The organism is uncultured Aurantimicrobium sp., from assembly GCF_936931525.1.
In the GTDB taxonomy this organism is placed as follows: Bacteria; Actinomycetota; Actinomycetes; order Actinomycetales; family Microbacteriaceae; genus Aurantimicrobium.
On the sequence record NZ_CAKZII010000125.1, the window covers coordinates 17,109 to 28,320 of the forward strand.

At 56.1% G+C, this 11,212-nt stretch carries 15 protein-coding genes; 12 read left to right on the top strand and 3 right to left on the bottom strand.

Translation table 11 applies throughout. The features are described 5' to 3' along the window. Positions 1 to 18 precede the first annotated feature (18 nt). From Q0362_RS05840 to Q0362_RS05855, 4 genes are all read left to right on the top strand, one after another. Positions 19 to 495 (top strand): helix-turn-helix transcriptional regulator, encoded by a 477-nt coding sequence (locus Q0362_RS05840; RefSeq protein ID WP_298121123.1) that lies wholly within the window; start codon positions 19 to 21, stop codon positions 493 to 495. A gap of 81 nt (positions 496 to 576) precedes the next feature. After that, positions 577 to 675, top strand: a complete 99-nt coding sequence (locus Q0362_RS05845; RefSeq protein ID WP_003792170.1) for a 30S ribosomal protein bS22 — start codon at positions 577 to 579, stop codon at positions 673 to 675. A gap of 91 nt (positions 676 to 766) precedes the next feature. Next, positions 767 to 1,024 (top strand): glutaredoxin family protein, encoded by a 258-nt coding sequence (locus Q0362_RS05850; protein ID WP_298121127.1) that lies wholly within the window; start codon positions 767 to 769, stop codon positions 1,022 to 1,024. Continuing rightward, positions 1,021 to 1,323, top strand: coding sequence for a Dabb family protein (locus tag Q0362_RS05855; protein WP_298121129.1), 303 nt, complete (start codon positions 1,021 to 1,023; stop codon positions 1,321 to 1,323). The genes Q0362_RS05850 and Q0362_RS05855 overlap by 4 nt, the downstream gene beginning before the upstream one ends. A gap of 59 nt (positions 1,324 to 1,382) precedes the next feature. Here the strand turns inward: Q0362_RS05855 and Q0362_RS05860 are convergent, their stop codons facing one another. After that, positions 1,383 to 1,763 carry an SHOCT domain-containing protein gene (locus Q0362_RS05860; protein WP_298121132.1) on the bottom strand — a complete coding sequence of 127 codons (381 nt, stop codon included), beginning with the start codon at positions 1,761 to 1,763 and terminating at the stop codon, positions 1,383 to 1,385. Between the two features lie 95 nt (positions 1,764 to 1,858). On the opposite strand from Q0362_RS05860, the gene Q0362_RS05865 reads away from it, so the two are divergent. Beyond that, positions 1,859 to 2,119, top strand: a complete 261-nt coding sequence (locus Q0362_RS05865) for a glutaredoxin domain-containing protein (RefSeq protein WP_298121137.1) — start codon at positions 1,859 to 1,861, stop codon at positions 2,117 to 2,119. A gap of 66 nt (positions 2,120 to 2,185) precedes the next feature. Here Q0362_RS05865 and aspS read toward each other — a convergent pair whose 3' ends face one another. Continuing rightward, entirely contained in the window at positions 2,186 to 3,496 is a 1,311-nt protein-coding gene (aspS, locus tag Q0362_RS05870) for an aspartate--tRNA(Asn) ligase (protein ID WP_298121140.1), read from the bottom strand. Positions 3,497 to 3,561: 65 nt separating this feature from the next. Between aspS and Q0362_RS05875 the strand changes: the two genes are divergently transcribed. Genes Q0362_RS05875 through ccsB form a run of 5 tightly spaced genes read left to right on the top strand, consistent with a single transcriptional unit; the run spans position 3,562 to position 8,100 of the window. Further along, positions 3,562 to 4,221, top strand: a complete 660-nt coding sequence (locus Q0362_RS05875) for a histidine phosphatase family protein (protein ID WP_298121143.1) — start codon at positions 3,562 to 3,564, stop codon at positions 4,219 to 4,221. Continuing rightward, on the top strand, positions 4,218 to 4,817 hold the full coding sequence (locus Q0362_RS05880) for a TlpA disulfide reductase family protein (RefSeq protein ID WP_298121146.1): 600 nt from the start codon (positions 4,218 to 4,220) through the stop codon (positions 4,815 to 4,817). The genes Q0362_RS05875 and Q0362_RS05880 overlap by 4 nt, the downstream gene beginning before the upstream one ends. After that, entirely contained in the window at positions 4,817 to 5,569 is a 753-nt protein-coding gene (locus Q0362_RS05885) for a cytochrome c biogenesis CcdA family protein (protein WP_298121149.1), read from the top strand. The genes Q0362_RS05880 and Q0362_RS05885 overlap by 1 nt, the downstream gene beginning before the upstream one ends. Further along, a complete protein-coding gene (locus Q0362_RS05890) occupies positions 5,553 to 7,190 on the top strand; it encodes a cytochrome c biogenesis protein ResB (RefSeq protein WP_298121152.1) in 1,638 nt (545 codons plus the stop codon). Before Q0362_RS05885 ends, Q0362_RS05890 begins: the two co-directional genes overlap by 17 nt. A 40-nt stretch (positions 7,191 to 7,230) precedes the next feature. Further along, the gene (gene ccsB / locus Q0362_RS05895; protein ID WP_298121168.1) at positions 7,231 to 8,100 is read left to right on the top strand and encodes a c-type cytochrome biogenesis protein CcsB; all 870 of its coding nucleotides are present in this window, start codon (positions 7,231 to 7,233) and stop codon (positions 8,098 to 8,100) included. Positions 8,101 to 8,104: 4 nt separating this feature from the next. On the opposite strand, the gene Q0362_RS05900 is transcribed toward ccsB, so the two are convergent. Next, positions 8,105 to 9,079, bottom strand: coding sequence for an o-succinylbenzoate synthase (locus tag Q0362_RS05900; RefSeq protein WP_298121155.1), 975 nt, complete (start codon positions 9,077 to 9,079; stop codon positions 8,105 to 8,107). 45 nt (positions 9,080 to 9,124) lie between these two features. Here Q0362_RS05900 and Q0362_RS05905 point away from each other — a divergent pair, with 45 nt between their 5' ends. Continuing rightward, complete coding sequence (locus Q0362_RS05905) at positions 9,125 to 10,015, top strand: 1,4-dihydroxy-2-naphthoyl-CoA synthase (RefSeq protein ID WP_298121158.1); 891 nt, start codon at positions 9,125 to 9,127, stop codon at positions 10,013 to 10,015. A gap of 7 nt (positions 10,016 to 10,022) precedes the next feature. Continuing rightward, positions 10,023 to 11,186, top strand: a complete 1,164-nt coding sequence (locus Q0362_RS05910; protein WP_298121161.1) for an AMP-binding protein — start codon at positions 10,023 to 10,025, stop codon at positions 11,184 to 11,186. The last annotated feature ends 26 nt before the right edge of the window (positions 11,187 to 11,212 follow it).

Here is an 11,212-nt window from a genome sequence, read left to right on the forward strand (position 1 = left end):
GGGCGGTAACCTTATTCCATGGCTGACATTTTTGACGTAGTCGCAGACTCCACCCGCCGCGAGATGCTGCAGATTCTTCTCGAGAACCTGGTGAAGGACTCCGGTGAGATGAGTGTGTCCGAACTCGTAGCTCGCACGGGCCTGAGCCAACCCACCGTTTCCAAGCAGCTCAAGGTTTTGCGCGAGGCAGGACTGGTTGGTGTTCGTGAAGATGGCCAGCACCGCCTCTACCATCTGGACCCCACACCTCTCGAAGAACTTGAAGACTGGGCTATTCCTTTCCTCAGCGTGAACTTTCCCGGCGATCTTGACGACGCCGGTCAGGAGCGACTCTTCGCAGCCGATGATGTTGTTTCTGCCGCTGCCACCTCGGTGGGAAGTGCTGCAGCAACGACCGTGTTCCAGGTCACCCAAGCTTTTGGAGACCTGCAGAACAGCACTAAAGATGCTGTTCGGAATGCAGTTTCCCGCCTTCGTAAATCCAGCGGTAAGTAATCCGCTAGACTTCCACGAGGCATTATTTGCCAGTCACTGATCGCAATCATCGCGATCTAGCCCAATTTTTGTGAGGTTCGTGTGGGTTCAGTCATCAAGAAGCGCCGCAAGCGTATGGCGAAGAAGAAGCACCGTAAGTTGCTTCGTAAGACTCGCCACCAGCGTCGTAACAAGAAGTAGGTCTCTACTTCTTCAGCACAAAGGCGTCAGAGCATCAGCTCTGGCGCTTTTTGCTGTCTCTGGGCAGTGACCAGTGTCATAGTCTGGAAGGGTGTCCGAGATAACCCTCACCCTGATTGGCAAGCCTGGCTGCCATCTTTGTGATGATGCAGAAGCAGTAGTTGCCTCCGTGGTGGGAACCCTCCCTGAGCTCCCCATCACCGTGGAGAAACTCAGCATCGAAGACGATAAAGACCTCTTTGATTCCTATTGGGATCAAATCCCTGTGCTGTTGATCAATGGCAAGGTTCACAACTACTGGCGTATCGGCCCTGAGCGCCTGACAACAGCTTTGAAGGAGCTCGCATGAGTATTCGTCACATCGTGATGTGGAAGTTAGCCAGTGAGGCTCCTGAGGAGAAGCTTGCTCAGGCAGAGGAAATGCGCGTAGCTCTTGAGGGACTTAATGGCGTTGTTCCTTCGCTTCGCACACTGACCGTTCGACCTAACGCTTTGTTCGTGGGTGCAAACTACGACGTTGTACTCGACTCCACTTTCGATGATGCAGACGGCCTTGCTGCTTATGCTTCCCACCCTGCCCACGAAGAAGCTGCCAAGGTGATTAAGAAGTATGCAGCCGAACGCACTGCTGTGGACTACGAGTTCTAATAACCATGTGTTAACGACGAAGGCCCCGGGATTAACCGGGGCCTTCGTCGTGTTTATGACTAGTTAGAAGAAAGAATCTTCTTCTTCAGTGCAGTGAACTCTGCAGCGGTCAGTGCGCCGGAGTCCTTGAGTGCCTGTGCCTTAGCAATCTCATCTGCGTGAGAGTTGCCTGCAACCTGCTTGATGTAAGCGTCAGCCTGAGCCTGTGCTTCCTGCATTGCAGCCTGCTGGCGCTGAGCCATACCGCCACCGCGAACGATGAGGTAGATCAAAGCAGTGATCCAGAAACCGATGATGAGGAAGAAGATCCATGCAGCCTTAGCCCAGCCGGACATCTTGTGGTCGCGGAAGAGGTCGCCGATGATCGAGAAGAGAACCATCAGGTAAGCAATGAATACAAATGCCCAGATGAACATTGTGAGGAAGGACATGTCGCCCATAGTTGTAAACCTTTCAGAAGTGGAACCGGTAAAACCGAAACCTGTGTGGGAAATTTATCCCAACATGTAATCGTAGCGAGGATTAGGCTAAAGGTATGAGTAATCCACAGGACAAGATCACGATGTATGGCGCCGAGTGGTGTGGCGACTGCCGCCGCTCGAAGAAGCTTCTCGACACTCTTGGTGTCGACTACGACTACGTTGACCTCGAGGCAGTGCCCGAAGCTGCCGCTATTGCCGAGGGAATTGCAGGCCGCAAGAACATTCCTGTGATCTCATTTCCAGATGGCGCATTCCAGGTGGAGCCTGCCGACAGCGAACTACACGCCAAGCTCAAAGAACTGGGCTCAATCTAAAGTTCATCTACTTAACACACAAATGCCTCCGAAATTCGGAGGCATTTGTTGTTGAAACTGTTCTGACTAGGGAGTCAGGCGGTTGGGTCCACGGAAGAGGTAAGTCACCTCACGCAGGTTGGGCTGGTGCAACATGAGCATCATCACGCGGGAGAGACCCATGCCGAATCCACCGTGGGGTGGAACGCCGTAACGGAAGAAGTCGAGGTAGAACTCAAGCTCCTTAGGGTCGAGACCCTTCTCGCGTGCCTGTGCTTCGAGGATGTCGATGCGGTGTTCACGCTGAGCACCTGTGGTGATTTCGGTTCCGCGCCAGATCAGGTCGTAGCTGTTGGTGATGGTCTGATCTTCAGCATTACGCATGTGATAGAACGGACGAATGCTGGTGGCGTAGTCGGTCAAGAAGACGAACTCGTGGCCATACTTCTCAGCCACGTAGGCAGCAATCTGGCGCTCACCCTCAGGGTCCATGTCGTCATCGTTGCGAGGAACTTCGTAACCGCGCTCAGCGACAATCTTCTTGGCTTCAGCCAGAGGGATGCGGGGGAAAGGAATGGTGGGAACAACGACGTCCACGTCGAAGAGTTCCTTGATTTCTTCACCGTGCTTTTCTTTCACCGCGCTGATGGCCGCAACGAGAAGCTCTTCCTGCATTTTCATCACGTCTTCGTGGCTGTCGATCCAGCTGATCTCAGCGTCAACAGAAATGAACTCAGTTGCGTGGCGAGAAGTGAAAGAAGGGTCTGCGCGGAAGACGGGGCCGATCTCGAAGATCTTGCCGAAGCCAGCGGACTGTGCCATCTGCTTGAAGAACTGAGGAGACTGCGCAAGGTATGCCTTGCCTTCGAAGTATTCGACTTCGAAGAGCTCAGCGTTGGACTCGCTGGCGCTAGCCATGAGCTTGGGGGTGTGCAGCTCGATGTAGTCGCGCTCAATCCAGTAAGAACGCATGGCGTGCTCAAGGGTGGTCTGTGCGCGGAAGATGAGGTTGTTGCGAGCTTCACGCAGATCCAGGAAGCGCCAGTCGAGACGCTTGTCAATGCTGCTGTCTGCGGCAATAGGTGTCTCAGGGTTCGCTGCGGTGACGACTTCGATGTCTGCGATCTTGATTTCGAGACCGCCAAGCTTTACGCGCTCGTCAAGCTTGAGCTCACCGGTCACACGAATGAATGATCCAGTTGCCAGGCCAGAGATGATGTCTGCAATGGGGTCAGACTCTTCAGCGCGAGGGTGGACCAGCTGTGCTGCGCCGCTCTCGTCGCGGAGCACAACGAACTGCACCTTCTTCTGGTCACGGACCTTATCGACCCATCCGGCCACGGTTACGTTGCCCTCAGGAATGGTTGCCAGGTTCTTAATTACGATGCGTTCAGTCACAAGAGGTAAGTTTACTGGCCCGCTCTCGGCGAATTCACCGGAACGGCATCCGTAGACTTAGAGGCATGGTCGCCACTCAGTTACACCTCGTCCGTCACGGTGAGGTTTTCAACCCGAACAGGGTGCTGTATGGCCGTTTGCCTGAGTACGGTCTCTCCGAGTCTGGCCACCAGATGGCTGCCCTTGCCGCCGCTGATTTAGCTGGCCGTGGTCGTGCCTATTCGCGCCTCATTGCGTCTCCTTTGCAGCGCACGCAGGAGTCAGCAGCACCAGTTGCCAAGGCTCTGGCTTTGCCCATCGATATTGATGAGCGGGTTATTGAACCCACCAACGCTTTTGAGGGCAAGCGCATGCGCGGAGCCGACTCTGCGCTGAAGGATCCTGGTAACTGGAAATACCTCGTGAACCCTTTCCGTCCCAGCTGGGGCGAGCCCTATCAATCCATTGCTTCGCGCATGCGCGACGCCATGATTGATGCCGCTACCTCTGTTCCTGGCGGTGATGTGGTGATTGTGAGCCATCAGCTACCCATCTGGATGGTTCACCGTGACGTCAACGGCAAGAACTTGTTCCACGATCCTCGCGCTCGCCGCTGCACGCTCTCCAGCATCACCACCCTGGAACTCATTGACCCCATGAAGCCGGAGCTCGGCTTCGTCGAAGTGGGTTATGTGGAACCTGCAGCAGAGCTCACGGCAACCGCATTGGATGTGGGCGCAGTATGAGAAAGCTCACCACGCTTCTTGTTGCCGGTGCAGCTGTGATTGCTCTGGGACTTTCTGGGTGCTCGAGCGATCCTCTCGCAGAGCAATATCGCGAAGGCTCCAACAAGAACTACATTGCCGGTGATGGTTCGGTTACAGAGATCAATCTGGAAAACCGCGGAGACGTCATTACGTTCTCGGGTACGACCGAGACGGGTGCCACAGTTTCTTCAGCCGACTACCTGGGCAATGTTCTCGTGGTCAACTTTTGGTACGCAGGTTGCGCACCCTGTCGAGCAGAGGCTCCTGACCTGGAACAGGTCTACACAGAGACCGCCCCTTCTGGCGTGAACTTCTTGGGCGTGAATGTGCGCGACCAGGCTGCAACGATTGACAGTTTCAATGTTCGCTTCGGCATTACCTACCCCAGCATCATTGACCAGGACGGGCAGGCGCAGCTGGCCTTTGCAGCACAGGTTCCCCCCAACGCTGTTCCCACCACCCTGATCCTGGATGCCCAAGGCCGCGTCGCGGCACGCATCTTGGGTCAGCTCAAGGATCCATCGATTCTCTCCACTCTGATTACTGACATCGCTGCCGAATCGGGTGCGAATTAATGAACGTGGGTGAGCTGGTTTACAGCGGGCAACTTCTTGTTGCCATTCCACTGGCATTACTTGCTGGTCTCATCTCGTTTGCTTCGCCCTGCGTTCTTCCTCTAGTCCCCGGTTACCTTGCCTATGTCAGCGGGGTAACCGCACCGGCAACAGATAAGCAGGGTCGCCGCAGAAACATCCGCCGAATGGTGGCAGGAGTCCTCCTCTTTATCGCTGGCTTCTCTGTTGTGTTCGTGCTCTATGGGGCCGCTTTTGGCGCCATCGGTGCGTGGCTCATTCAGTGGCAAGAACTCATCACGGTGATTTTGGGCTTTGTCGTGATTGCGATGGGCCTGGTCTTTATTGGCCAGTTTGGTTTCTTCCAGCGCACCGCCAAGCTCAAGATTGCTCCGGCTACTGGTCTTGCGGGAGCTCCCTTGTTGGGTGTTGTCTTTGGCCTCGGCTGGACTCCCTGCATGGGCCCCACGCTGACCGCCATCTTGTCGCTCAGCATTGACACGGCTTCCCCCTGGCGCGGAGCTCTGCTGGGCTTTGCGTATTGCTTAGGTCTCGGCATCCCCTTTGTGCTTCTTGCGCTGGGCTTAGGCTGGGCAACAGGTTCGGTCGCTTTCCTCAAGCGTCACATTCGAGCCATCAACATCTTCGGTGGAGTTCTGCTGATCGTCATGGGTGTTCTCATGGTGACCGGATTGTGGACTGCATGGATCTATCAACTACAGGCGGTGATCAGTAACTTTGTCCCGTCCCTCTGATCACATTGATTCCAAGCCCGTTGATGTCGACGCCAAGATAGTGAACCCCAACCTCGGTGTTGTGGGCTGGTTGCGCTGGTTCTGGCGTCAGCTCACCAGCATGCGCACCGCACTGCTTCTTCTGTTGTTGTTGGCTATTGCTGCCGTTCCTGGATCTCTTGTTCCTCAACGCAGCTCTGACCCCAATGGTGTCAGCCAGTACTTCGTGGACCACAAGGACACTGCCCCGATTCTGGATCAGTTCCAGATGTTCGATGTGTATTCCTCTGCGTGGTTCTCGGCCATTTACCTGTTGCTGTTTATCTCTCTGATTGGCTGTGTTCTTCCCCGCACCAAGCACCACATTGAGGCCCTGCAGGCTCAGCCACCCGTGACCCCGGCAAACCTGGTTCGTCTTCCTGCCTACGCCAAGATTTCTGTCTCAGGTAAGAGTGCGGAAGAAGTACTCGAGGCCGCTCGAGTGGTTCTCAAGGCAGACCGTTACCGCGTTGCACGTTATGACCGTGCTGCCGGCGGCAAGGGAAAACTCAAGAGCGAGGCAGCAATCACTGTTTCTGCTGAGCGCGGTTACATGCGTGAGACCGGAAACCTCATCTTCCACTTTGCCCTCGTCGGTGTTCTCATTGCCGTTGGCTTTGGCGGCGGCTTCGGCTTTGCGGGCCAGCGCGCCATCTATGAAGGCCAAGCATTCACCAACTCGCTCATTGCGTTTGACTCGTTCAACCCAGGTCGCTTCTTCGACTCTTCTACTCTTCCCCCCTACACAATCCAGCTGGATAAGTTCACTGCTGTGTATGAGGAGAAGAACTCCAACGCCATTGGTCAGCCTGTGGACTTCACTGCCGATGTCACAACCCAGATCAAGGGTGAAGAACCCCAGAAGCAGACCATCAAGGTCAATGAACCGCTTCGCATTGCTGGCACGGACGTCTATCTCTTGGGCAATGGTTATGCACCCACGGTGACGGTCCGCGATCCTGAGGGCAACGTCATCTTCACCGACTCAGTGAACTTCCTGCCGCAAGACAAGAACCTCACCTCTCTGGGTGTGATCAAGCTTCCTGACGGCTTGGCAGAACAGGTCGGCCTGATTGGCTTCTTCTACCCCACAGTGAGCGAAGGCCACAGCGGTGCATTCTTCTCGATGTATCCAGACTTGATTGACCCTCGCCTCACCTTGGACGTCTATGCCGGTGACCTCGGTCTCGACGAGGGCATCCCCCGCTCGGTCTATGCCCTCGATACGGAGGACATGACCAAGCTGGCTGGCCGTAAAGCACCACAGAAGTCTCTGGAGTTCAGCATCGGCGACACCGTGGAACTACCCAACGGTTTAGGAACCGTCACCTTTGATGGCGTGAAGCGTTTCGTCTCTCTCGACATCCACCGCGACCCCACTCAAGGCTGGGTTCTGGTATTCGCGCTCTCTGCCCTTGGTGGCCTCCTCATCTCCCTCTTTGTGCCGCGCAGGCGCATGTGGGTTTCGGTCACTGAAAACGCAGACGGTTCGGTAACAGCGGAATGCGCAGGCCTTGCCCGCGGAGATGACCCCACCCTGGAGGGCGCAGTTATTGCCCTGAAGGACAAGCTCGAACGAGCCTTAGGATTGACCCGTGACTGACACCCTCTCGCAGTACTCCGTACTTGCCCTCTACTCGGCCATGGCCATCTATGCCATCGCCTTCGTGCTGTTCACGCTCGATCTGGCCAAAGGCGCCAGTGATGACTCATCAGCTGTGGGTGAGGCGAAGAAGGTCGTAGTCGTCCCAGAACGTCGCAAGCTTGCTCGCGTGGCTATGGCTCTGACGGTCATCGGATTTTTGTTGCAGCTTGCCGCCACTCTGATGCGCGGTTTTGCCGCATCTCGAGTGCCCTGGGCAAACATGTATGAGTTCGCCATGACCGGCACGCTCATCATCGTGGGTGTCTTCTTGCTGGTGAACCTGAAGTGGGACATGAAGTTCCTCGGGTCCTTTGTCACCGGTCTTGTGCTTCTTCTGCTTGGCCTTGCTGCCACTCGCTACTACGTCGAGATTGTTCCTCTTCCACCAGCGCTCCAGTCCTACTGGCTCGTCATTCACGTATTCGTGGCCACGTTGGCAACGGGCTTCTTTGCTCTCGGTTTCGCACTCTCACTGATGCAGCTGCTGCAGACCAAGCGCGAGAACGCTGCTGCAGCAAAAGAGAAGACCCGTCTAGGTTTCCTTACTCGTTTGCCCGATTCCGTGCAGTTAGAAAACTACGCCTACCGACTCATCATTATCGGTTTCGTGCTCTGGACCTTCACACTTATTGCAGGTGCAATCTGGGCTGAGAAGGCCTGGGGTCGTTACTGGGGTTGGGACACCAAGGAAGTCTGGACCTTCATCATCTGGACCATCTATGCCGGTTACATCCACGCGCGTTCCACGCGTGGATGGCGTGGCAGTCGTTCTGCCTGGCTAGCAATGGTCGGCTTTGCTGCGGTGATGTTCAACTTCACCGTGGTGAACATCTTCTTCAAGGGCCTGCACGCCTACTCAGGCCTCTAGGTCATCAGAGCAAGTCGTAGCAGCGCTCCAGCCGCTCCAGCCACCACGCAGTGGTGTCAGGGCTGGCTGCGAAGCGCTCTAACAAGTCTTCACTGACCACGGGGCGCTGGACTGTAATCGCTCCACCTTGGGCAACCAGGGGAGCAGCAGTGACGTCTCCGGCTAAGAGTGACGCAGTTCCTAAACCGCAATCGAAGTTCAGGTCCTTCACGGCGGCAGCGGCATAGAGGCCCATAGCGATGCCGACAGAAGACTCCAGGGCACTGGAGAGAACAATGGGCAGCGACACTTCTTCAGAGAGCTGCACAATCTTTGAGATGCCGCCAAGGGGCTGTGCTTTGAGTACCAACACGTCTGCCGCAACAGCCTGCGCAACAGCACGAGGATCCTCTGCTTTGCGAATACTTTCATCGGCAGCAATAGGCACGTCCATGTAGTGAGTGCGTTCACGCAGCTCTGCGAGTTCCTCCAGAGAAGCACAGGGCTGTTCGACATATTCAAGATCAAACTCTGCCAGGGCATGAAAGGCATGTTCTGCCTCATCCACATTCCATGCTGCGTTCGCGTCCACACGGATGCGGCCCTCAGGGCCCAAGATCCTGCGCACTTCACGGACGCGTTCCACGTCTTCACTGAGGAGCTGCCCAGGTTCGCCCACCTTCACCTTGGCTGTGCGACAGCCATCGAAGTGGGAGAGAACTTCAGCAACCTGATCAGGAGCAACAGCTGGAACGGTGGCATTGACCATGATCTGGTCGCGATAGAGCTGGGGCAGTGGCTGCCAGCCAAACTCGATAGCCGCACGAAGCCAGTGCACAGCTTCATCATCGTTGTATTCCACAAAGGGGCTGAATTCAGTCCAGCCTTCGGGGCCCTGGAACAGCATGACCTCCCTGGACCAGATGCCACGGAACTTCACCGCAAGGGGTAATGAGACCACGCGGGCGGTGGCCAGAAGCTCAGTTAGAGGTGGGTGCACGTCCCTAGTCTCCCACCGTTGCTGTGGTTCTCGTAGGCTGGAGGCATGGCATCTCCCGTTTCGGACATCTTTGACCCCACGCAGTGGGTTGTTGCACCTGGCTCAGAAGGCTTCACGGACATCACCTACCACCTTGACGTGCGCGGACAGGTGGCACGTATTGCCTTCAACCGTCCCGAGGTGCGCAACGCATTCCGCCCCCAGACGGTTGATGAGCTCTACCGCGCACTCGATGATGCACGTCAGAACAGCAAGGTGGGCGTAGTCCTCATCACCGGCAATGGCCCCAGCCCGAAAGATGGCGGCTGGGCATTCTGCTCAGGTGGAGACCAGCGCATCCGCGGCAAGGCAGGCTATGAATACGCCGACGGTTCCACCGGAACCGGTCGTCTGCACATTCTTGAAGTGCAGCGCTTGATTCGCACTATGCCCAAGGTTGTCATTGCTGTCATCCCTGGTTGGGCTGCCGGTGGCGGACATTCACTGCACGTGGTCTGCGATCTCTCCATCGCCAGCCGCGAGCACGCACACTTCAAGCAGACCGATGCTGACGTGGGCTCATTTGATGCCGGATATGGCAGTGCCTACTTTGCCAAGCAGGTTGGCCAGAAGTTTGCACGCGAAGTTTTCTTCCTCGCCGAGGAATACAGCGCACAGCGTGCGTATGAAATGGGTGCCGTCAACCGCGTTGTTGCACACGAAGACCTCGAAACCGAAGCCCTCGCTATGGCACGCACCATCATGACCAAGTCACCAACCGCAATCCGCATGCTGAAGTTTGCGTTCAACGCAACTGACGACGGCATCCTGGGACAACAGGTCTTTGCTGGTGAAGCTACCCGTCTGGCCTATGGCACTGACGAGGCAGTGGAAGGTCGCGACTCCTTCTTACAGAAGCGCGAACCTGACTGGTCGCCTTACCCCTGGCACTACTAGGTTCCACATGACAGCTGTGGTGCTCTGTGATGCGGCTGCGCCGCAACAGGTGTTTGCCGCACTCTCTGATGCTCTGGGCAACAACGGTCCAGCAGTACTCGTTCGGGATGCACGTGCTTCACGGATGGTCGCAGCAGGTGAGAACCCGCTGACCGAATCTCCTGAGGGAACTGCTTTGCTCATCCAGACCTCGGGCACCTCAGGAAAACCTAAGACGGTTGCTCTGAGCGCAGCGGCACTTCGTGCCAGCGCGGTATCAGCACACGAACGTCTAGGCGGAGCAGGTCAATGGTTACTGGCCTTGCCACTGACCTATATCGCAGGCATGTCTGTTCTTGTGAGATCAATTGAGTCAGGCACAGAACCGGTGTACATGCCCAGTGGCCCTTTTGATGCGCGCACCTTCTTGCACTCCGTCAGTGTGATGACCGGAGAGCGCCGCTACACAGCACTTGTCCCTGTTCAACTGGCACGTGTGCTCGATGAAGCAGAAGACAGCGCAGATGCTCTGGAGCTCCTGCGATCCCTTGATGCTGTTCTGATTGGCGGACAAGCTCTTGAACCTGAACTGCGCGAGCGTGCTGATTCACTGGGCGTCAAGATTGTCACCACCTATGGCTCGAGCGAGACATCCGGTGGTTGTGTTTATGACGGTGTTCCGCTTGCGGGGGTCAGTGTGGAAATAGCTGAAGACTCGGGCGAGATCCTCATCTCAGCACCACAGCTTGCGACTGAATACGTGGCTGATGAACAGCGCACTGCAGATACATTCCAAAACAGGAATGGAATCATTTGGTATCACACCGGAGATGCAGGAAGTCTAGAAAACGGCGTACTTACAGTCCTCGGGCGACTCGATCGAGTGATTACATCCGGTGGCCTCAAGATTGACCTTGATGCTGTGGAGGCCGTAGTTCGGGCGATTGCAGGCTGTACTCAGGCGTTGGCAATACATATTCCAGATTCGGAATGGGGTGTCCGCCCCGCTGTTGTTGTGCCTGGAGTTGAACACAGTGCCGAGCTCTCAGCGCAGATCTATGACGACATTGTTGCTGAGCTGGGTCGCGTTGCAGCACCCAAGGTTGTCTGCTTCATTGACGAGATTCCACGGTTGAGCTCAGGCAAGCCAGACCTGCTCGCACTGTCTGCATTCGCTGCGACGCAGAAGTAGGCTCGGACGTATGAGTAAGACCAGCA